This is a genomic window from Streptomyces atratus (assembly GCF_014648655.1).
GTDB lineage: Bacteria > Actinomycetota > Actinomycetes > Streptomycetales > Streptomycetaceae > Streptomyces > Streptomyces atratus.
In genome coordinates, this window is record NZ_BMRN01000009.1 from 16,297 (window position 1) to 36,991 (window position 20,695).

The window sequence follows — 20,695 nt, forward strand, 5'->3', positions numbered from 1 at the left end:
AATGACTGGACTGAGCACCACCACCGCCGCCTCCCGGCCCGCGGCGCCGCCGAAGTCCCCCGCCCCCCGCCTTCGCGCCCCGCGCCGCCATACCCCGGGACGCCCCAAGCGGAGTGTCCTGCTGACCGTGCTCACCGTCGTCGTCCTGCTCTACAGCCTCGTACCGCTGCTGTGGCTGCTGATCAGTGCCACCAAGACACAGCAGGGCCTGGCGGGCTCGTTCGGCCTGTGGTTCGACGGGGACTTCGCGCTGTGGGACAACATCACCCAGACCTTCACGTACCAGGACGGCGTCTTCGGCCGCTGGCTCCTCAACACTCTGCTGTACGTGGTGGTCGGCGCGGGCGGCGCCACCTTCCTCGCGGTCCTCGGCGGGTACGCGCTCGCCAAGTTCCCCTTCCCGGGCAAGCGCGCCGTGTTCGCGGTCGTCATCGGCGCGGTCGCGGTACCTACCACGGCGCTCGCCGTCCCGACGTTCCTCATGTTCAGCAAGATCGGCCTGACCGACACCCCGTGGGCGGTCATCATCCCGTCGCTGATCTCGCCGTTCGGCCTGTATCTGATGTGGGTGTTCGCCGTCGAGGCGATCCCCACCGAGCTGATGGAGGCCGCCCGCATCGACGGTGCGGGCGAGGTGCGCACCTTCTTCCAGGTCGCGCTGCCGCTGCTCGCGCCCGGCACGGTCACCGTTCTGCTCTTCACCACGGTCGCGACGTGGAACAACTACTTCCTGCCGTTGATCATGCTGAAGGACCCCGACTGGTACCCGCTGACCGTCGGACTCGACGCGTGGAACAAGCAGGCGTACGCGGCCGGCGGCGAGGTCGTGTTCAACCTGGTGATCACCGGCTCACTGATCACCATCGTGCCGCTGATCGCCGCGTTCCTGCTGCTCCAGAAGTACTGGCAGTCCGGTCTCGCCGCCGGAAGCGTCAAGGAGTAGGCCCAGCACTCCAGTTCAGCCTTCACCGTTTCTGAAAACCCTCTGTAGGACCACGACGAAGTGGAAGCATCGCCATGTCCAAGCACCCCCGCCGCCTGCTGCGCGGCACAGTTCTCGTCTGCGCCCTCGCCCTCGGGGCGACCGCCTGCGGTGGCTCCGACGACGGCAACTCCGGGGACAAGAAGGTCGGTTCGGCCGACATCCAGGCCGCCCTGAAGAAGGGCGGCACCGTCACCGTGTGGGCGTGGGAGCCCACCTTGAAGCAAGTCGTTGCCGACTTCGAGAAGAAGTATCCGAAGGTCGACATCAAGCTGGTCAACGCGGGCACCAACAACGACCAGTACAAGGCCCTGCAGAACGCGATCTCGGCGAGGAAGGGCGTTCCTGACGTCGCGCAGATCGAGTACTACGCGCTCAGCCAGTACGCGCTGACGAAGTCGGTCGCCGACCTCAAGCCGTACGGAGCCGAGAAGCTCGCCGACTCCTACTCTCCCGGCCCGTGGAACTCGGTGCAGGCCGGTGACGGCATCTACGGCCTGCCCATGGACTCGGGCCCGATGGCGCTCTTCTACAACAAGAGGGTCTTCGACAAGTACGAGATTGCCGTGCCGACGACGTGGGACGAGTACGTCGAGGCGGCCCGCAAGCTGCACAAGGCGGACCCGAAGGCGTACATCACCAGCGACCTCGGTGACGCGGGCCTGACCACCAGCCTTCTGTGGCAGGCCGGTTCGCACCCGTACAAGGTCGACGGCACCGAGGTCGGCATCGACTTCACCGACGCGGGCGCGACGAAGTACACCGAGACCTGGCAGAAGCTCATCGACGAGAAGCTCGTCTCGCCGATCGCCGGATGGAGCGACGACTGGTACAAGGGGCTCGGCGACGGCACCATCGCCACGCTGCCCAGCGGTGCGTGGATGCCCGCCAACTTCGCCTCCGGTGTGAAGGGCGCCTCCGGTGACTGGCGCGCGGCCCCGCTGCCGCAGTGGACCAAGGGGGCGACGGGCAGCTCGGAGAACGGCGGCAGCTCGCTCGCGCTGCCCGAGCTCGGCAAGAACAGGGAACTCGCCTACGCCTTCGTCGAGTACGTCAACTCCGGTGCGGGCGTGCAGACCCGCATCGAGAACGGCGCGTTCCCTGCGACCACGAAGGACCTGAACTCCGAGGCGTTCCAGAACACTGAATTCCCGTACTTCGGCGGCCAGAAGGCCAACAAGGTCTTCGCCGAGTCCGCGAAGAACGTGCCCGCCGACTGGAAGTACCTGCCGTACCAGGTGTACGCCAACTCGATCTTCAATGACACCGTCGGCAAGGCCTACATCTCCGGCACGAAGCTGGCCCAGGGCCTGAAGGCGTGGCAGGACGCATCCGTCAAGTACGGCACGGAGCAGGGCTTCACCGTCGAGAAGTAGCACCTGAAGCCTTTGAAGTGCCTTCGCCTCATCGAACCTCGGAAGGACCTGCATGACCTCCCCCCTCACCTCCCGTTTCCCGTACCCCGCGGGCAGCGACGGCGGCCGACGCCTCGGCTACGGCGCCGATTACAACCCCGAGCAGTGGCCGCGGGAGGTGTGGGAGGAGGACGTCCGGCTGATGCGCGAGGCCGGCGTGAACATCGTCTCCCTGGCGATCTTCTCCTGGGCCCGGCTCCAGCCCACCGCCGACACCTGGGATTTCGGATGGCTCGACGAGGTCATGGACCTGCTGCACGCGGGCGGCATCGGCGTCGACCTGGCCACCGCGACCGCGTCCCCACCGCCGTGGCTCACCACCGCCCACCCGGAGATCCTGCCGGTGACCGCTACCGGCGATACGCTCTGGCCGGGCGCGCGCCAGCACTGGCGGCCCACCTCTCCGGTCTTCCGCACCCACGCGCTGCGCCTGGTCCGGGAGTTGGCCACGCGCTACGCCGGACACCCGGCCCTGGTCGCCTGGCACGTCAACAACGAGCTGGGCTGTCACAACGTCTACGACTACTCCGACGACGCCGCCCTTGCCTTCCGCGCCTGGCTGCGCCGCCGCTACACGACTCTCGATGCTCTCAACCATGCCTGGGGGACGGCCTTCTGGTCCCAGCGCTACAGTGACTGGGACCAGATCCTGCCGCCGCGCCTCGCCGCCTCGCACCCCAACCCTACGCAGCAGCTCGACTTCAAGCGGTTCTCGTCGGACGCGCTCAAGGACCATCTGCTCGCGGAGCGCGAGGTGCTGCGCGAGCTGACCCCGGACGTACCGGTGACCACCAACTTCATGGTGATGGGCGGCACCAAGGGCATGGACTACGCGGACTGGGCGGGCTCCGGCGCGATCGACTTCGTCGCCAACGACCACTACGTCATCCCCGGCCCGCAGGACCGCGACGAGCTGTCCTTCGCCGCCAACCTGACCAGCGGCATCGCGGGCCACCGCCCGTGGTTCCTGATGGAGCACTCCACCGGTGCCGTGAACTGGCAGTCGGTCAACCTGCCCAAGAAGCCGGGAGAGTTGGCGCGGGACTCGCTGCTGCACGTGGCGCACGGCGCCGACGCCGTCTGCTTCTTCCAGTGGCGCCAGTCGGCGGCCGGAGCCGAGAAGTACCACTCTGCGATGGTGCCGCACGCCGGTACCGACAGCGCACTCTTCCGCTCTGTCACCGAGTTGGGGCGCACCCTCGAAGCGCTCGCGCCGATCGCCGGAGCCGAGCGCGAACCCGCCCGCGTGGCCGTCCTGTTCGACTGGGACTCATGGTGGACCAGCGAGCACGACTCCCACCCCACCTCGCGGCTCGACTACCACCGCGAGGCGCTCGACTGGTACTCCGCGCTGCTGCGGCTCGGCATCCGCGCCGACGTGGTGCCCGCGCACAGCACCGACCTCACCTCGTACGACGTGGTGATCGCGCCCGTGCTGCACGTGGTGCCCCAGCCGTTCGGCAAGGAGCTGGCCCGGTACGTCGAGGACGGAGGACACCTCGTCACCACGTACTTCTCCGGCGTCGTCGACGAGAACGACCACATCTGGCTCGGCGGCTACCCTGGCGCCCTGCGCGAGCTGCTCGGCATCCGTATCGAGGAGTTCGGGCCGCTTCTCGACGGCGTCACCGTCGACCTCGACAACGAGACGACCGGCAGCCTGTGGACCGACCGGATCACCGTCACCGGGCCGGACGTGGAGGTGCTCGCCAGCTACCGCAGCGGGACATACGCCTCCCGCCCGGCCGTCACACGCTGTACGACGGGCCGCGGTTCGGCCGCGTACGTCTCAACCCGCCTCGGCGCCGAAGGCCTCGCCGCACTGCTGCCGGAACTGCTCGGACCGGCCGGCGTGTCCAGTGAACTCCCGGACGGAGCACGAGGGTCGGTCGAGCTGACCGTGCGCCGCGACGCCGGCAGCCGCTACCTCTTCCTGGTCAACCGCGGCGACGTGCCGGTGCCGCTGCCCGGCGTGACCGGTGAGCTGCTCGTCGGTCCCGCGATGGAGGGCGGCCTCGTGCTGTCGCCCCGGGAAGTCGCCGTGATCCGGCAACCCGCCCCCTGAATCGCACCACAGCAGTACCAACTATCCGCCCATATAACTGATTTTGGGAGAAAACGTTGGCACGCCGTACCCGCACACGACGACTCCTCGGCCTCTTCGGCGCCGCCGCCCTGGTTTCCGGAGCCGCCCTCACCACCGCCCCGCCCGTGACGGCCGCAGCGTCGACAGCCGCCGTCACGGTGACCCCGGACCCCTCGTACCGGCAGCAGAAGTTCGAGGGCTGGGGCACCAGCCTCGTCTGGTTCGCCAACGTCACCGGCGGCTACCCGCAGGAAATCCGCGAGAAGCTCGCCGACCTCCTCTTCGGTGACGACGGGCTAGCCCTGAACATCGCCCGCTACAACATCGGCGGCGGCAACGCCCCTGATGTGAAGGACTACTTGAGGGCCGGGGGAGCGGTCGACGGGTGGTGGAAGGCCCCCGAGGGCACCACCCGCGACGACACCGACTGGTGGAACGCCGACGACCCGGCGGACTGGAACCCGGACGCCGACGCGACGCAGCGCTGGTGGGTGAACCGGATCAAGGACGACATCGACCACTGGGAGACGTTCAGCAACTCGCCGCCGTACTTCATGACGGAGAGCGGGTACGTCTCCGGCGGCTTCGACGCGACCAAGGATCAGCTCAAGGCCGAGTCGGTCGACGACTTCGCTGCGTACATGGCGGGAGCCACGAAGCGCCTGGAGAAGGCGGAGGGCATCGACGTCGACACCGTCGACCCGTTCAACGAGCCCAACACCGGTTACTGGAAAACCACGTTGGGCGCCGACGGCGAGCCGACCGGCGGCCGTCAGGAAGGCGCGCACATAGGCCCCGAGCTCCAGCAGAAGGTCATAAGGGCCCTCGCCCCCGCACTGAAGAAGGCGAAGGCCGGTGCGGAGATCTCGGCCATGGACGAGACCAACCCGGGTATTTTCTCGACGAACTGGAACAGCTACCCGGCCGACGTGAAGAACCTCGTCGGGCAGATGAACGTCCACACGTACGGCACGGGCGGGCGCACCACCGTCCGCGACCTGGCCAAGGCGGCCGACAAGCCGCTGTGGATGAGCGAGGTCGAGGGCGACTGGGGCGACGGACAGTCCTTCACAGATATGCGGCCCGGCCTCGGCCTCGCCCAGCAGATGGTGGACGACCTGCGCGAACTGGAGCCCACCGCCTGGGTGTTCTGGCAACCGGTCGAGGACTACGACAACATGAAGCCCGGCGGAGAGTCCGCCAAGGGCGGCAACTGGGGCAGCATCCAGGTCCCGTTCAGCTGCACCTCCAAGGACACCCTTGCCAGCTGCCCGGTCCGGACGAACACGAAGTTCGACACGGCCCGCAACTTCACGCACTACATCAAGCCGGGCGACCGGCTGATCAAGACGGACGAAACCTCCAGCGCCGCCGCCGTCGCGCAGTCCGGCAAGGGCGCCACCGTCGTCCACGTCAACCGCACCCCGGACGCCCGCACTGTGACGCTGGACCTGTCGAAGTTCGCCCGGATCGATCAGGACGCCACGGTCACGCCCGTCGTGACCAGCGCCGCCGGCAAGCTGGAGCGGCACGACACCGTCCCGGTCGGCGACAAGAAGGCCACCTTCACGGTGCCCGCGCAGTCGGTGACCTCGTTCGTCGTCGACGGGGTGTCCGGTGTCGCGAAGGACGCGGCGACCCTGCGCCAGGGCCACACCTACGAGCTGACAGGCGTGCAGAGCGGCAAGGACCTGACCGTCGCCGACGACGGCAGCAAGCTCGTCATCAAGACCGGCGCCTCCGCCGCAGGCCGACAGTGGCAGCTCCAGCAGATCAGCGGCAACGACGCGGACAACCGCAAGCGGTACATGTTCATCAGCGCGTCGAGCGGCAAGCGTCTTGCCGTACGCAACGGTGCACCGGTCGTTGAACCCGACACCGGCCGGCGTGACGCGGCCACCCAGTGGATCACGTCGTCGACCGGCGACGGTACCTGGACGCTCGTCAACGCCGGGACCGGCAAGCTACTGGAAGTCGGCGGCCAGGCCACGAACGACGGCGCTGCCGTCACCACCTGGCAGCCGAACTCCGGGGCGAACCAACTGTGGAAGGCCACCGACGTGACTCCGTAGACGTACTGGGCCCCACGGTGATCCGCCGTGGGGCCCTGCCGTAGGTCACAGATGGTGCGTCCTGCGCCACCGCAGCAGCACGCCAGATGCGGCCTGCCGGCCGCCGCCGACGAGGTCATGCTGACCCATGCAAGACCGGATGCAGCGCAGAGCTGACAAGTGCAAGGTCACCCCGTAAAGGACAGAGGGTGGCGAGTCCGAAAAGGCGAGGTGGTCGCGGAGGTGGCGTGCGTAGTCGTGGTTGAGTCCGTGGTAGCCGGTCGGGCACGACAGCGTGCGCGCGATGAGCTATCCGACGGTTCTCGCACGCTTCGCGGCCCAGAAGTGGTAGACGGCCCAACTGGCACCAATTCCCAAGGTCGTCCAGATGACAGCCTCGGCCAGAACGGCTTCCCGGGTGAAAGCGAGGCCCGGCCGGGGTGGCAGTGCGATCATCTGTGCGGCGCCACCCACGGGCACCGTCAGCCCGGCAAGCAAGCCGGTCACGCCGGGGCGCTCGATGGCCGCACCCACCACCCCCAGGACAGATCCGAACAGCACGCTCGCCGCCCACCACGTGAGCATCTCCGGCCAGTACCCGGCGAGCGGTTCGTCTCGGACCAACGCGTCCATCGGGTAGTACGCCGCTGTGGCCGCGACCAGTGCGAGCACCGCGGCCATGGCACCTCGCGTCCATGTCTTGGCCAGCCACCCCATCGCCACAGCGAGCGCGGCCCACGCCCAGCCGAGGCCCACGAGGAGGCTGAGCACCTTGGCGGTGCTGGCCCAGACAGTGCCCGCCAGCGGGGCGCCGAGTGTTGAGTACGGCGAGGAGAGCGCGTTGGTGAGCGAGGTGGCCGCACCGAACCCGGCCCCTATCGCGAGGCCGCGCACCATGATCTTCATTCCGTGAGCATACTCGGTATGCTGATGACGCCCTCCCGGTGAACCTCCCTGCCTCGCTCGCCATCCGTCGCCGATTTCGGCGAGGACCCGCGCTTCGGACAGCACGCACAGGCCAGGGAAGCCGGCGGCAATGCCGGCATCCGGGTGCGCCAGGAACACCGGACCTGCCAAAGGCCCCGTGACGCCGCCATACGCGACGCCGCACGCGAAGGCGCCACCCGTCCGTCGAACAGGCGTGGGAGGAGGCCCTTGCCGCGCTCTGCGACGGGCCTTCCAGGTTCTCGGCCCCGTCCTCGCCGGTGTGGAGGCGCGGCTCGCGGCCGACGACGAGCGGGACGACCGGCCGCTCAGGATCGTCCTGGTGCCCTGCGGGCGACTCGGCATCGTCCCCCGGCCCACCCGGACACCCGCGGTCACGGGCCCGGGAGCGGGACCCCGAGCGGCGGCACCCACGGCCGGTGCCGTTCGAGCGCCGCGCCCGGGCGCCGTCAGCGCAGTGACTCGGGCAGCTCCTCCCGGTGGACGATGCCCAGGCGCTGCGTGGCGCGGGTCAGAGCTACGTACAGGTCGCTTGTCCCATACCTGGCGGGCTCCACGACCAGCACATGGTCGAATTCGAGCCCCTTCGCCTGCCGGGGGTCGAGCAGAACCAGCGTGCGGGTCAGATCGGGTTCGGCACCGGCCCTGACTCCTTCCAGTGGAGCGGCGATCTCCTCGTGGAGCGCCCGCGGCGCGATCACCGCAAGGCGTCCCTCCTCGGGCATCAGTTCCGAGACCGCCTGCGCCACCGCCCCCGCCAGGTCCTCCCCGGCGTCCCGCGTCCACGGCACCTCGCCGGTGGACCGCACCGAGACGGGCGGCTCGAAGGAAGGGGCGTCGACGCGTACGACCCTGGCGGCCAGCTCCATGATCTCGGCGGGCGTGCGGTAGTTGACCTTGAGTCCGACGTGCTCGAAGCGGTCACCGACGTACGGCTCCAGGATCTTCGCCCACGAGCCGACGCCTGCTTCCTCGGAGGTCTGCGCGGGGTCGCCGACCAGGGTCAGCGAGCGGGTCGGCGAACGGCGCATCAGCAACCGCCACGCCATCGGCGACAACTCCTGGGCCTCGTCGACGATGATGTGCCCGAATGCCCAGGAGCGGTCGGCGGCGGCCCGCTCGGCCGCGCTGCGGTGATCGGCCTCCTCCTGCCGCTCCGCCATCCGCTCGGCGTCGATGATGTCGTGGGCGGCCAGGATCTCGGACTCCTCGTCCTCGAACTCGTATGTCTCCGAGCCCCTCGACAGCTCCAGAACGCCCTGCGCGTACGCGATCCGCTCCTGGCGCTCGGCCTCGGCGGCGGCCCGCTCGGCGCTGTCGTCGACCCCGAGGAGTTCCGCCGCCTCGTCGAGCAGCGGAACGTCGGCGGAGGTCCACTTTCCGCGGCCGGGTGCGCGCCGGATGGCTTCGGCGTCCTCGTCCGGTACGTACACGGGGTCGGCCAGGTAGTCGGTGAGAAAACCCTCCGAGGTGAGCGCGGGCCACAGCTCGTCGACGGCCGAGTGCACCGCCTTGCTGACGGCGACACCCTTGCCGAGCTGGGCGATGTCGTCGGGGCCGAGGAAATTGGGACCGCCGTACGGGTCGGCCCCGATGCGCTCCGTGAGCTGCGCGGTGAGGGCATCGATGATCCGGAACGCGAAGTGCGGGCGGGCGAGGTTGTGCGGCAGGCGGGTGTCGCGGGCCGCCTGGCGGGCCTCGTAGGCGATCTCCCGGTCGAGGAGGAGGTCCCCGTCGTCGTGCGGGATGACCAGCGGGGCGCCCGGCTCGGGCAGCCGCTGCCGGTCGCGCACGGCGAGCGCGAGCGCCTCCGCCATCGGCTCACCGCCCTTGACGGCGGCGGCACGGGGCGTGTCGATGCCGTCGGCATGGACCCCGGGGAAGAGTTCGGCCTGCGTGGCGAGCAGGACACCCGTCTCGCCGAGCGCGGGCAGCACCTCGCCGATGTAGCTCAGGAAGGCCGGGTTGGGGCCCACGATCAGGACGGCGCGCCGGGCGAGCAGCTCACGGTGCTCGTACAGCAGGAAGGCCGCCCGGTGAAGTGCCACCGCCGTCTTGCCGGTACCGGGGCCGCCCTCGACGACGAGCACACCCTGGTGCGGGGCGCGGATGATGCGGTCCTGTTCCGCCTGGATGGTCCGCACGATGTCGCCCATGCGGCCGGTGCGGGCGGAGTTCACGGCGGCGAGCAGCACCGCGTCGCCGCTCGGGTCCTCGAAACCGGTGCGCTCGCGGTCCCCGACGTCGAGGATCTCGTCGTGCAGTTCGGTGACGACGCGGCCCTCGGTGGTGATGTGTCTGCGCCGGCGCAGCCCCATCGGGGTGTGACCGGTGGCGAGATAGAAGGGGCGGGCGACCGGCGCACGCCAGTCGATCAGAAGGGGCGTATGCGCGGTGTCGTCCTCGCGGATTCCGATACGGCCGATATGGTGCGCGGTGCCGTCGGAGAGATCGATGCGGCCGAAACACAGCGAGCCGTCCACCGCATTCAGCGCGGCCAGCAGACCCGAGCGTTCGGCGACGAGCACATCGCGTTCGAGACGGGCCTGCAGCCCGGTCCCGACCGGCGTCAGCGCGTCCTCGACGTGCTGTGCGGCGACTCCGCGCAGCACGTCGACACGGTCATAGAGCCGGCCGATGAATTCCTGCTCCTTCTGCAATTCGGCACTTTCCCGAGTTGACAAAATGGCTCCCTGCCGGATATGGTGTTTCTTAGTTGCCCCACATTTGTGGGGTTTTTCTGTGGGCACACAGAAATGCTCAATATACCCGGGAAAATCCCCGGTCCGTAATTGCGGACCGGGGATTTCTTGTGCTGCCGGTACTGCGGGCCCCCGCATCGGGGCAACTCCTGCGAGAGGGCATCGGGGCGACTCCTGCGAGAGGCTGCGCGCCTCAGTACGTGGCACGGTGAGACCCGGCACCGGGAGGTCCAGCAGCCGTGCGGCGCAGATCCGAACCAGGACGTGGGCGGCCAGGAAGTCCCCCGGTCACCCGCCGCCCGGATGCCATCGGCGCGCAACAGCTCCGGGGGACCCGCGTGCTCTCCGTGGCTGTGCCTCACGAGCGGCAGGTCCGGCCCGGCGGCGGGCAGATCCGGCCGACGGTCACGGTGGACGGCCTGGCCTGTGCGACCTGGAGTAAACGGAACCGCGGCAGGGCCGTGGCCCTCACCCCCTTCGGAGAGTTGACGGACGACGTGCTCGCGGGCATCGCCGCCGAGGAGGCGGACATCGCCCGGTTCCTCGGGACGGGACCGGCTGGGAGCTCATGACCACCGCGGCTGACCGGGCGGGTCCGGCTTCCCGGCTGACGGTGCGCCCCGTCGTCGGCGATGACGGGCTGCCCGGACAACCGAGGAGCGATCAGGATGATCCAGCTGCAGGCCCCCGGTTCGCGACGTTCTCCGCTACGCCAGGCACTGCTCGGTGAACTCGCCCGTCGCCGCGCGACACCGGCCGAGATCATCCGCAGGACGGGCAGCGGGCCGGTTCCCGCCCCGTACGCCCAGACCCGGCTCTGGCTGGTCAGCCAGTTGGAGGAAGGCGCCCGGGCCTACCACGTGCCGCTGCCGGTCCACTTCCGCGGTCGGCTGGACGCCGGGGCGTCGGCCGGCTGCCTGAGCGGCGTCGTCCGGCGGCACGAGGCGCTGCACACGGCGTTGTGCGAGGACGACGGCTGCGGGTTGGCCGGGTCGACGCGGTCCGCCATGTGGCGACAGCCCTCGGCGCCACCGGCCGAGCACGTTCGAACTGCTCGCCTCGGTTTCGTCCGGCGGTGTGCGGGTCACAACCAGCCGCAGCGCTGTGCCTGCAAGGCCATCTGGAAGCGGCTCGCGGCACCCAGCTGGGCCATCAGGATCTGCAGGCGGCGAAACAGCGTGCGGCGGCTGATTCCCATCTCGCGGGCGATGACGTCGTCGCTCGCGCCGCCCGCGAGGAGCCACAGCAGGCGGCGGTCGGCGGGGGGCAGGCCGCCCGGGCGGGTGGTGCGGCCGTGGAACGGCAGGGCATTCTGCCAGGACTGCTCGAACAGTGCCACGAGCGCGGAGAGCAGGCCGCACGGCTGCACGACCAGCATGATGTTGTGCACGTCGGCCTCTTTGATCGACAACGACACGAGCGCGTACGCCTCGTCGATGATCACCAGTTTGACCGGCACCGACGAAAGTACCCTGGCCTGTTCGCCGGCCTTGATGCACGGTTCGATGACGTCCTTCAAGTGGCCCGGATGCTCCAGCGACTCCCGCGAGTACACGACACGTTGAGTCACACCGCGGGCGAGCGTGGCCAGCGCGTCGTCCGTGGCCTCGGACAAGGGGAAGTACGGTGGCGACTCGAACTGCCGGATCTGATCACGGGCGCTCGCCCAAGCGTGACGAATCCTGGGGCCGATGGCGTCGCCGGTGACGACCTCGACGAGATTGTCGTTGTACGCGGCGAGCCGCTGTCGCCGGAACGAATCGAACGCGCCCCCGACGGTGATGCGCGATTCCTCGACCTCGGCCGCCCGATGCCGGGCGAGGATCTCCAGGCCCGCGGCGGGCGGAACCGGGGCCACCACGTCCCCGCCCTCCTCGGCGGCACTGGCCAGACCGGCGTCGACCAGTGCGCCGTACGCCGTGGCGAGTTCCGCACCGCCCAGACCGGCCGCGGTTCCGATGGCACTCAGCGGGGCGGGGGCCAGCTCCAGCAGCGCCAGATAGACCCGGCCCGCTGCGTGATCGATTCCCAGAAGCCGAAGGGCCTCGCCGAGTTTCGCGTTCGTCATACTCCGCATTATCGACGGCTCCTGTCGGCGTTATGGCCGATCTGTGCCAGTGGCAGTCTTCGGCACCGAGCGCGCGCGGTGCGGGATACCGTCCGGGAGCCGCCATCGACCGGCGGCAGCGAGGGCGCCCCGGCCGCACCGGGAGGGAGCTCGGCCTGTCCGTAGGGCCCCTCTGCCCCTCGCCGCTGAGGAACCCACCCAGAAGAAGGTGTATGACGTGGCGAAAGGCCGAAAGAACGGTCTCTACTCAGGGATCTCCGAGGAACTGTCCGCTCTGATGCGGACGGGGTGGGCGGACACCGAGCGGCACGACCTGCAGCTCGGCGAGCAGGCTCCGTACGCGGCCCGCCGCCGCGCCGCGCTCTCCGCGCGCTTCCCCGGCGAACGCCTCGTGATTCCCGCAGGGAACCTCAAGGTCCGTTCGAACGACGACACCTACCCGTTCCGCCCGTACTCGGGCTACGTGCACATGACCGGAGACCAGGCCCGGGACGGCGCGCTCGTCCTCGAACCCCGTGCGGACGGCGGCCATGACGCCTACTGCTACCAGCTGCCGCGGGACAGCAGGGACAACGACGAGTTCTGGACCGGCTCCACGGCGGAGCTGTGGATGGGCCGACGGCGCTCCCTCGCCGAGTCGGAGCTCGTGCTCGGCCTGTCCTGCCGCGACGTCCGCACGGCGGCCCGTGACCTGGCCGCCGCCTCCGGTGCGCCGACCCGGATCGTCCGCGGTCTCGCCCAGTCGCTCGAGGCCGCCGTCACCACCGACGAGGAGCGCGACGCCGAACTGGAGGAGGCACTCAGTGACCTCCGCCTCGTCAAGGACGACTGGGAGATCGCCGAGCTCCGCGAGGCCGTGGACTCCACCGTGCGCGGATTCACCGATGTGATCGGTGAGCTCTCGCGGGCGATCGCGTCGTCGGAGCGGTGGATCGAGGGCACGTTCTTCCGCCGCGCACGGCTCGAGGGCAACTCCGTCGGCTACGGCTCGATCTGCGCCGCGGGCGAGCACGCCACGATCATGCACTGGACGGACAACGACGGTCCGGTGCGCCCGGGGGACCTGCTCCTGCTCGACGCCGGCGTGGAGACGCACACCCTCTACACCGCCGACGTCACGCGCACGCTGCCGATCAGCGGAACCTTCACTCCTCTGCAGCGCAAGGTCTACGACGCGGTGTACGAGGCCCAGGAGGCCGGCATGGCCGCCGTCAAGCCCGGCGCCGCGTACCGCGACTTCCACGAGGCGTCCCAGCGTCACCTGGCGGCCCGGCTGGTCGAGTGGGGCTTCATCGAAGGCCCGGCCGACCGCGCGTACGAACTCGGCCTCCAACGCCGCTTCACCATGGCGGGCACCGGTCACATGCTCGGTCTGGACGTCCATGACTGCGCGCAGGCCCGGCACGAGGAGTACGTCGACGGCGTGCTGGAGCCGGGCATGGTGCTCACCGTCGAGCCCGGTCTGTACTTCCAGCCGGACGATCTCACCGTGCCCGAGGAGTGGCGCGGCATCGGCGTCCGGATCGAGGACGACCTGGTCGTCACCGACGACGGTCACGAGAACCTGTCGGCGGGCCTGCCGCGGTCGGCGGACGATGTCGAGGCGTGGATGGCCCGGTTCGCGGGTTGAGCGCGTCGTAGAAGGGGCCCGGTGCCGGATCCTGCCGGATCGAACGGGTGACGACCGGCAGCGCCTGGGCCTGCCGCGGAGGCCCGGCCCGGAAAGCCGTCCTCGGAGGACTCGTCGCGACCGGCGAACCGGCCCGGGCCCACCGGGCCCCAGGTCAAGGGCGCAGCCGAACGTGTTCCATGCTCCCCGCAGGATGGCCACTGGCCGCCGCGTCGACGCCCCCGTGGGCCGATGCGCCCGTGCCCTGGCCGCCGCGGCGCCCGGACGACGGCCCCGGCTCGTCATCGCGCCGCAGCCCTACGACGAGGCGTTCGTACTCGGCGGGCAGGTTGTGGATCTGCCCCCAGTAGGAGCATTCACCGCCGACGAGCTCACGTTCCACGACAGCGACGGTGAGGCCGGCGGCACGGGCGTGGTCGGCGACGTTCTGTCCGACCGGGCCTGCGCCGAGCACGATCACGTCATATGCAGGCCCACCAGGGCACCGGTGAGCTTGCGCCGTACCTCGCGATATCCGCAGCCCTCGAACAGGGCCGCGGCCACCAGCAGGCAGACCACGACCCGTGCGGGCAGATTCCGCAGCCGCTGCTGGACGGTTCCGCACTCGACAAGCACGGCATCGACCAGCTCGAACGGAACGATCCCGGTCAACTCGCCCAGGTGGCCCGGCGCATAGAGCCCTTCGGCCACCGTGACGACACGCGCGATGGCAGACTGTCCGGACAGCGGAGCCTCCGGTGAGTGAGCGGTTGTCTTGGTCGACTGCCGGTTCTACCGGGGCTCCGCTTCCTACGTCCGGCAAACCCACAGATCACAGCCGCCTGGACAGTCGCACTCAAGCCGTAACTTCACGGCCTTGCCCTCAAGGGCCCTAAAGGCATGGGGGAACCCCCTTCGCGTTGCCTCCCTCCTCCGCCTTGCAGCTGCACGCACCCGGCCCCGTTCCGTCTCCCCCCATTTGCCGGTGGTCTCAGGGCGACTTCGGCACCGGCGCACTCCAATGAGCAGCGGAACCGGTCGAAACGAGTTCTAGGCGTGCAGGGTGCCGTCCATGACCGTGACGGCTTTTCCTGTGAGGTGGACGCGGTCGCTGTGCACGGCAGTGTGGACCAGACCAGGACGCGCGGACGCCTGGAAGCCCGTGAGTTCGTCGCGGCCGAGTCGCGTCGACCAGTACGGGGCGAGCGCGGTGTGGGCGCTGCCCGTGACCGGGTCCTCGAGAATGCCCTCGGCAGGGGAGAAGAAGCGGGACACAAAGTCGTACTTCAGACCGGGCCCAGCCGCCGGGGCCGTGATGATGACGCCGCGCAGGCCCTCGCGGCGCGTCAGGCTGGCTACCGCGTCCAGGTCGGGAGTCACGGCCCGGACGGTGGCTTCGTCGGGCAGGACTGTCAGCAGATCGCCGAGCGCGCCGGTACGGAAGGTGGTTTCAGGCCTGACCGCCAGTGCCTCGGCCAGTCCTTCCGGTACGGGGACTTCGGTGCCGGGCGCGGCCGGAAAGTCCAGAGTGACGCTGCCTCCCTCGTCGGCGTGTGTGACCAGGATGCCGCTCTGCCGACTGCTGAACCGCACGGTGCCCAGGAGACCCCGCTCCGCGCGCAGGACGTGTGCTGTAGCCAATGTGGCATGGCCGCACAGATTGGTCTCGACGAGCGGTGCGAACCAACGGATGGCCCAGTCGGCCTCGGACTCAGCAGGCAGCGGGAGAGCGAATGCGGTCTCTGAGTAGTTCATTTCGGCTGCAACCTGCTGCATCCAGGTGTCTTGCGGCCATTCCCCGGCAGGCAGAAGACACACACCTGCCGGGTTCCCGGAGAACGGACGATCAGTGAACGCGTTGACGACATGGAATCTCATGCGAGGACCGTAGCAATGCCATTCAGAGCCCAACCAAGTCCAATCTGGGATAAGTGGACTGACTTTGGCGCATTGACGGCCTTGAAGGGCGACCGAAGAGTTCACTGTTCGCCTGCGCCGCCGGCATCCGCCGAGTGGGCTCTCCCGCCCCGCCCCGCGCAGCGTCGGCCACGACTTGGCCCGGTCGGGCTCCGAGGCAGCTCACGATGCTCGCTCGGCAGAGCCGAAGCTCGCGCGCGGGTGACTCGCACAAGCCGTATCGACGCCAGGAGCATGGTCCGTGCATGCATCGCGGACCATGCACTCTGCGTATGCGGCATCTACCACCTCATCGGCGCGGTGGCTGAGCTCCGTGCGGATCGGAAACCCGGTCGGTGACTGTCTTCCGGTGTTCGAGGTGACGCCTCAGGGTGCGGACTGACCGGACGTTCCAGCGCCCGCGTATACGCGGCTTGCGAACTCGGCAATCTGTTCGTCGCTCAGATTCTTCGCAAGATTGGCCTCCGTGATCATGCCGACCAGACGGTGGCCGCCCTGGACGTCGATCACCGGCAACCGCTTGATCTGATGTTCCTCCATGGTCGTCAGGACATCGGTGGCGTCCGCTTCGGCATCGATCCAGTGCACCTTGGCATTGAGCGATCCGGCCTGCACGGTTGCCGGGTCGACGCCCTCGGCGCAGCACTTGACCACGATGTCACGGTCGGTGATCAAGCCTGTGAGCTTGTTGTTGTCGCCGCAGATGGGCAGGCAACCGACGTTCAGATCGCGCATCATCTTCGCCACGTCGAACAGCGACTGGTGTGCGCCGACGCACTGCACGCCGCCGGACATGATGTCTCGCGCTCGCAGCTTCTCAGCCATGATTTCCTCCCGTTCTCGACAGCGTTTGTGTCCTCCGCCATCGATCACAACACGAATGGCTCAACACCGCTCTCCAGAAGCGTCAGCAAGACAGGGAAACCTCGGGCCGGCCGCGATCGCACACGGATCCAGTCGCTCGTGCAATTCTTTTGGTGCCAACGGCCGTGGCCTCGGCCCACCGACCCTACGGCGCCGTCAACACGCGGAACGATGACTGCTATGGCTCCAGGTGACTGAATCCCACCTCGAAGCGCTCGACCGAGACAACTCGTTGGCCTTCCCTCTTTGCGATTTCTTCGCGGAGCCGCGTTGTCCTTTCCTCGCTGGCCTGCATGGTCTGCTCGTCATCCCACAAGGTCAGCGATTTGGCCTTCCCGGAGGCTCGGTCGACGAGGTAGTACACGCCCCGGAAGCCGGGGACCTCCTGGACCTGTTCGAGAGTCTCTTCCCAGTTCGCTGTCAGGTCTCCCTGCGCAGGAACCGGTGACCCCTCATAGGTGCTCAGCCTCGCGAACATGGCTGCCACCCCTTCCTGGCCGGCTGCCGGTCGGGGGACAGGCAGCTTCACGATCAGAGTGCTCCGGCATGGCGCACGTCGCATGCCGAGCAGCCGTTCCGTCCATCCACCGGCCCGGTGGTGGTTGGTCTGCCCGGCTCCGGATGCGCGCCGGGCGGCCAACCGGTAGGGGCGTTCCTGTGTCGCTGCACCGTAGGAATGCCCGGCAACACCCAGGTCTCACGATCCTGGAGCTGATGGTGCTGGTTGCCCTTGCGGTTGCCGGTCTGCAGGGTCCAGCCGCCGGCCCCACCGTGGTGGTGGCGCGGGGGTGGCTGCCCAGGAACCGGCAGCCGCCTCGTCGGAGTCGAGCACGTCCTCGCCGTAGAGATCCTGCAGCCAGTTGGTCTGGTAAATGGTGTCGAGGTAGCGCTCGCCGAGGTCCGGGCCGATGGCCACTGCCATGACTTCGCGCGCGTCATGCCGGGTCAACCAGTCCGTTGCTCCGCTGACCACCGTGCCGGTGGAGCCGCCGAACAGGAATCCGCGCCTGGCCAGACGGTGGCAGGTGCGGACGGTGTCCGCCTCCGCGACATGAATCACCTCATCCACATAGGACTCGTCGAGCAGCGGCGGGCGCATGCTCATCCCCAGGCCGGGAATCATCCGGCGGCCCGGCACACCGCCGAAGGACACCGAGCCGACGCTGTCCACCGCGACGATCCGCACCGGCCGGTGCCACTCCCGGAAGTAGCGTGCGCAGCCCATCAGGGTCCCGGTGGTGCCGGCCCCGACGAACAGCACGTCCAGCTGCGGGAACTGGCGGGCGATCTCCGGCGCCGTCGTGCGGTAGTGCGCCTTCCAGTTGCCCTGATTGGTGTACTGGCTGAGCCACACGTACCGGTCGTCGGAGGCGCACAGTGCGCGGACGTACTCGATCCGCGCGCCGAGAAAGCCGCCATTGGCCTCCTGCCCGGCCATCATGTGCACCTGGCTGCCCAAAGCCTCCATCATCATCCTGGTCGACAGGTTGCCGCGGGAGTCCGTCACACACAGGAACCGGTAGCCCTTGCTCGCCGCGATCATGCTCAGCGCCACGCCGAGGTTCCCGGACGAGGACTCGACCAGGATCGATTCCGGCGTCAGGACTCCATCCCGCTCGGCGGCCTCCACCATCTCGAGCGCGGCCTTCAACTTGATCGAGCCGGCGAAGTTGAAGCCCTCACACTTCAGGAAGAGCGAGTGACCGATGATCGACCGAAGGTCGACATAGAGATCCTCTTCGTTGAAGGCGTAGGGAACGGATACGACGGGCACGATGGTCTCCTCTGTTGGAGCAGAGCACTTTCAAAACGTCCATCCGACCGTGGGCGGGCTTCTCGCTCTGCGGGCGGAAGCCTGCGCCCGACCGAGCCGGACGGGGCCCTGCGTCAGCGGCCGCTGTCTCGTGCGTCAGGACCTGCTGAGACGTGAGTGGTGATCTTCAGGGATCAGCCGTGGATATGCCTCCTGGGCTCTCGGCCGGCTCATCCGTACCGGCTGAGTTCGTGGAAGAAGTCGTCGATGACGTGCAACTCTCCGCGGCGGACCACTTCGGCGTGGACGTACTTGCCCACCGCGAGGTCGAGTACCCCGAGGCCGAAGGGCGAGAACACCACCGGCCGGTCCGCCGGCACCGTCACCCGCCCGGCCATCACGTCGTCCAGCGTGCCGTGCAGGAAGTCCCGGTTGCCCGTGAGCTGCTCGGCCAGATGCGGCGAGGTGTCGGCCTTCAGGCAGTGCTCGATGTCATCGACGACGTTGGTCGAGGCGAGCAGGATCTCCGGCGCGAGGTCGCGCAGCGACACGTGCAGCACCAGCGGATTGTGTGCGAACCACGACAGGTCGCTGACATGCGGCTGACCGGCGACGGTGGCGAAGACCACCAGGTCGCTGTTGCGGATCAACTGCTCGGCGCTGTCGTGCACGGTGATCCGGCCGGCGGTGCCCGACTGTTCCAGGTAGCACCGGAAGCCTGCCGCGCTGTCGGCGGACAGGTCGTGCACGCCGATCTCGTCGAACGACCAGCCGGTGCCGGCCAGGAAGGTGTGGATGTAGCGGGCGATCAAGCCCACGCCGAAGAACCCCACACGCGTCGGTCGCGGCCGGTCGCGGCTGAGCCAGTCGGCCGCCGACGCTGCCGACGCGGCTGTCCTGGTGGCGCTGATGATCGAGCTCTCCAGGCAGGCGAACGGGTAGCCGGTGTCGTGGTCGTTGAGGATCAGCACGGCCGAGGCCCTCGGGACGCCGGCCGTCACGTTCCCCGGGAAGCTGGAGATCCACTTCAGGCCGTCCACCCGCATCTCCCCGCCGATCGAGGCGGGCAGCGCGATGATCCGGGAGGACGGGCGGTCGGGGAAACGCAGGAAGTAGGACGGCGGGTTCACCGAATCACCGGCACCGTGCGCCCGGTAGGTGGCCTCGACCAGCTCCACGATCTGTTTCTCGCATCCGAGCAGCGCCCGCTGGACCTGGGCACCGGAGATCACCGCGAACGGTGGCACGGTGATCGGCGCGGCCGTCGCGGACGTTGTCGCCGAGGAAGTGATGGTGGTCATCGTGCGGTCACCTCGACGGTCGGCGAGCAATCGGCCAGATGCACCGGGTCGGCCATGGCGACGAGCACTTCGCGCGGTCCCTCGAAGCTCTCCCTGCTGTGTGCGGTGCGGATGTTGTCGACGAGCATCAGGTCCCCGGACTGCCACGGCTCGCGTGCGGTGTTGGCCTCGTAGACGCTGTTGAGCAGCTGCACGACGTCCTCGCCGATCGGGTCGCCATTGCCGAAGCGGGTGTTGAAGGGCAGCCCATCGGGGCCGTAGACATCCACCAGGTACTCGCGCACCTCGGGGGCCATCGTCCACTCGTTGAGGAACGCGATCTGGTTGAACCAGCAGCGGCGACCTGTGACGGGGTGACGCACCACGGCGCTGCGGCGCTGCCGGGTGCGCAGCCCACCGTCGGGCTGCCACTCGAACGTGATCGCGTTGGCGCGGCAGTAACTCTCGACGGCGCCACGGTCATCGGTGCCGAACGCCTCGGCGATGGACGCCCCGATCTCTTCGTTGTAGCTGCGGTCCAGCAGCCAGCCCTCCCGCTCGAACCGCTCTGTCAACTCGGCGGGCAGCGCGTCGAGCACGGTCGGTGAGTCGGCCACCGCCGTCGCCCCGCCATCGGTGGGCGCGCTGAGGCAGGCGAACATCATCAGGCTGGGGAACTCAAGCGTGTAGCTCAGTTCGTGATGCATGCACATCGGCTGGTTCGGCGGCCACGGCGATGAGGAGTACACGCCCTCGGAATAGGTCCGTCGGGGCGCGAAGACCTCCTTCTCGGTCATCAGACCGGTGGCCAGCTTCGAGAAGACGGCGCCGGTCTCGGCCGCGTCGCGCAGCCCGAGGCCGCGGACCAGGACCGAACCGTGTTCGGCGACGAGAGCGCGTAGCGCGTCCCGGTGCTCGACCGCCCAGCTCGGCGCGTCACCGTTGGCCTCGGCCCGCAGCAGCGGCGGTTTGCCGGGTTCCGGTTCCACGTCGACCAGCGACGCCGTGGACATGAACGACATC

The 20,695-nt window shown here is 68.9% G+C and carries 16 protein-coding genes and 1 pseudogene; 6 read left to right on the plus strand and 11 right to left on the minus strand.

Translation table 11 applies throughout. From position 1 onward, the window contains the following. Position 1: 1 nt before the first annotated feature. The 4 genes from IEZ15_RS17190 (at position 2) to IEZ15_RS17205 (ending at position 6,555) form a co-directional block, all read left to right on the plus strand. The gene (locus IEZ15_RS17190; RefSeq protein ID WP_189277795.1) at positions 2-943 is read left to right on the plus strand and encodes a carbohydrate ABC transporter permease; all 942 of its coding nucleotides are present in this window, start codon (positions 2-4) and stop codon (positions 941-943) included. A 74-nt stretch (positions 944-1,017) separates the two neighbouring features. Next, the gene (locus tag IEZ15_RS17195; protein WP_189277797.1) at positions 1,018-2,358 is read left to right on the plus strand and encodes an ABC transporter substrate-binding protein; all 1,341 of its coding nucleotides are present in this window, start codon (positions 1,018-1,020) and stop codon (positions 2,356-2,358) included. Positions 2,359-2,410: 52 nt separating this feature from the next. Beyond that, on the plus strand, positions 2,411-4,462 hold the full coding sequence (locus IEZ15_RS17200) for a beta-galactosidase (RefSeq protein WP_189277799.1): 2,052 nt from the start codon (positions 2,411-2,413) through the stop codon (positions 4,460-4,462). Between the two features lie 56 nt (positions 4,463-4,518). Continuing rightward, positions 4,519-6,555 (plus strand): RICIN domain-containing protein, encoded by a 2,037-nt coding sequence (locus tag IEZ15_RS17205; protein ID WP_189277801.1) that lies wholly within the window; start codon positions 4,519-4,521, stop codon positions 6,553-6,555. 288 nt (positions 6,556-6,843) lie between these two features. On the opposite strand, the gene IEZ15_RS17210 is transcribed toward IEZ15_RS17205, so the two are convergent. Together IEZ15_RS17210 and IEZ15_RS17215 are read right to left on the minus strand one after the other, a co-directional pair. Beyond that, positions 6,844-7,440, minus strand: coding sequence for a hypothetical protein (locus tag IEZ15_RS17210; protein ID WP_189277803.1), 597 nt, complete (start codon positions 7,438-7,440; stop codon positions 6,844-6,846). Positions 7,441-7,928: 488 nt separating this feature from the next. Beyond that, the gene (locus tag IEZ15_RS17215; RefSeq protein ID WP_189277805.1) at positions 7,929-10,139 is read right to left on the minus strand and encodes a HelD family protein; all 2,211 of its coding nucleotides are present in this window, start codon (positions 10,137-10,139) and stop codon (positions 7,929-7,931) included. Positions 10,140-10,528: 389 nt separating this feature from the next. On the opposite strand from IEZ15_RS17215, the gene IEZ15_RS17220 reads away from it, so the two are divergent. Beyond that, complete coding sequence (locus tag IEZ15_RS17220; RefSeq protein ID WP_189277807.1) at positions 10,529-10,753, plus strand: hypothetical protein; 225 nt, start codon at positions 10,529-10,531, stop codon at positions 10,751-10,753. 512 nt (positions 10,754-11,265) lie between these two features. Here the strand turns inward: IEZ15_RS17220 and IEZ15_RS17225 are convergent. Continuing rightward, on the minus strand, positions 11,266-12,249 hold the full coding sequence (locus tag IEZ15_RS17225) for a helix-turn-helix domain-containing protein (RefSeq protein ID WP_189277809.1): 984 nt from the start codon (positions 12,247-12,249) through the stop codon (positions 11,266-11,268). Between the two features lie 217 nt (positions 12,250-12,466). Between IEZ15_RS17225 and IEZ15_RS17230 the strand changes: the two genes are divergently transcribed. Continuing rightward, a complete protein-coding gene (locus IEZ15_RS17230) occupies positions 12,467-13,879 on the plus strand; it encodes an aminopeptidase P family protein (protein WP_189277811.1) in 1,413 nt (470 codons plus the stop codon). Positions 13,880-14,222: 343 nt separating this feature from the next. Here IEZ15_RS17230 and IEZ15_RS44695 read toward each other — a convergent pair. The 8 genes and pseudogenes from IEZ15_RS44695 to IEZ15_RS17270 form a co-directional block, all read right to left on the minus strand. After that, positions 14,223-14,393: pseudogene (locus IEZ15_RS44695) on the minus strand (pyridine nucleotide-disulfide oxidoreductase); the annotation flags it as partial. After that, positions 14,336-14,569, minus strand: coding sequence for a transposase domain-containing protein (locus IEZ15_RS17240; RefSeq protein ID WP_373302577.1), 234 nt, complete (start codon positions 14,567-14,569; stop codon positions 14,336-14,338). The pseudogene IEZ15_RS44695 and the gene IEZ15_RS17240, both read right to left, overlap by 58 nt. A gap of 339 nt (positions 14,570-14,908) precedes the next feature. Further along, positions 14,909-15,736, minus strand: a complete 828-nt coding sequence (locus IEZ15_RS17245) for a PhzF family phenazine biosynthesis protein (protein ID WP_189277813.1) — start codon at positions 15,734-15,736, stop codon at positions 14,909-14,911. A 405-nt stretch (positions 15,737-16,141) separates the two neighbouring features. After that, positions 16,142-16,600 (minus strand): CBS domain-containing protein, encoded by a 459-nt coding sequence (locus tag IEZ15_RS17250; RefSeq protein ID WP_114242953.1) that lies wholly within the window; start codon positions 16,598-16,600, stop codon positions 16,142-16,144. 217 nt (positions 16,601-16,817) lie between these two features. After that, positions 16,818-17,117, minus strand: a complete 300-nt coding sequence (locus IEZ15_RS17255) for a hypothetical protein (protein ID WP_114242952.1) — start codon at positions 17,115-17,117, stop codon at positions 16,818-16,820. Between the two features lie 219 nt (positions 17,118-17,336). Further along, positions 17,337-18,413 carry a 2,3-diaminopropionate biosynthesis protein SbnA gene (sbnA, locus tag IEZ15_RS17260; RefSeq protein ID WP_189277814.1) on the minus strand — a complete coding sequence of 359 codons (1,077 nt, stop codon included), beginning with the start codon at positions 18,411-18,413 and terminating at the stop codon, positions 17,337-17,339. A gap of 209 nt (positions 18,414-18,622) precedes the next feature. Further along, positions 18,623-19,693 carry a 2,3-diaminopropionate biosynthesis protein SbnB gene (gene sbnB / locus IEZ15_RS17265; RefSeq protein ID WP_189277816.1) on the minus strand — a complete coding sequence of 357 codons (1,071 nt, stop codon included), beginning with the start codon at positions 19,691-19,693 and terminating at the stop codon, positions 18,623-18,625. Continuing rightward, on the minus strand, positions 19,690-20,694 hold the full coding sequence (locus IEZ15_RS17270; protein WP_114242949.1) for a TauD/TfdA family dioxygenase: 1,005 nt from the start codon (positions 20,692-20,694) through the stop codon (positions 19,690-19,692). The genes sbnB and IEZ15_RS17270 overlap by 4 nt, the downstream gene beginning before the upstream one ends. Between the last annotated feature and the right edge of the window lies 1 nt (position 20,695).

Bases quoted from the DNA above. Each gene is read 5' to 3' on its own strand.
- IEZ15_RS17190 (WP_189277795.1), top strand. From the start codon at position 2: ATGACTGGACTGAGCACCACCACCGCCGCCTCCCGGCCCGCGGCGCCG.
- IEZ15_RS17195 (WP_189277797.1), top strand. From the start codon at position 1,018: ATGTCCAAGCACCCCCGCCGCCTGCTGCGCGGCACAGTTCTCGTCTGC.
- IEZ15_RS17200 (WP_189277799.1), top strand. From the start codon at position 2,411: ATGACCTCCCCCCTCACCTCCCGTTTCCCGTACCCCGCGGGCAGCGAC.
- IEZ15_RS17210 (WP_189277803.1), bottom strand. From the start codon at position 7,440: ATGAAGATCATGGTGCGCGGCCTCGCGATAGGGGCCGGGTTCGGTGCG.
- IEZ15_RS17225 (WP_189277809.1), bottom strand. From the start codon at position 12,249: ATGACGAACGCGAAACTCGGCGAGGCCCTTCGGCTTCTGGGAATCGAT.
- IEZ15_RS17245 (WP_189277813.1), bottom strand. From the start codon at position 15,736: ATGAGATTCCATGTCGTCAACGCGTTCACTGATCGTCCGTTCTCCGGG.
- IEZ15_RS17250 (WP_114242953.1), bottom strand. From the start codon at position 16,600: ATGGCTGAGAAGCTGCGAGCGCGAGACATCATGTCCGGCGGCGTGCAG.
- IEZ15_RS17255 (WP_114242952.1), bottom strand. From the start codon at position 17,117: ATGTTCGCGAGGCTGAGCACCTATGAGGGGTCACCGGTTCCTGCGCAG.
- sbnB (WP_189277816.1), bottom strand. From the start codon at position 19,693: ATGACCACCATCACTTCCTCGGCGACAACGTCCGCGACGGCCGCGCCG.
- IEZ15_RS17270 (WP_114242949.1), bottom strand. From the start codon at position 20,694: ATGTCGTTCATGTCCACGGCGTCGCTGGTCGACGTGGAACCGGAACCC.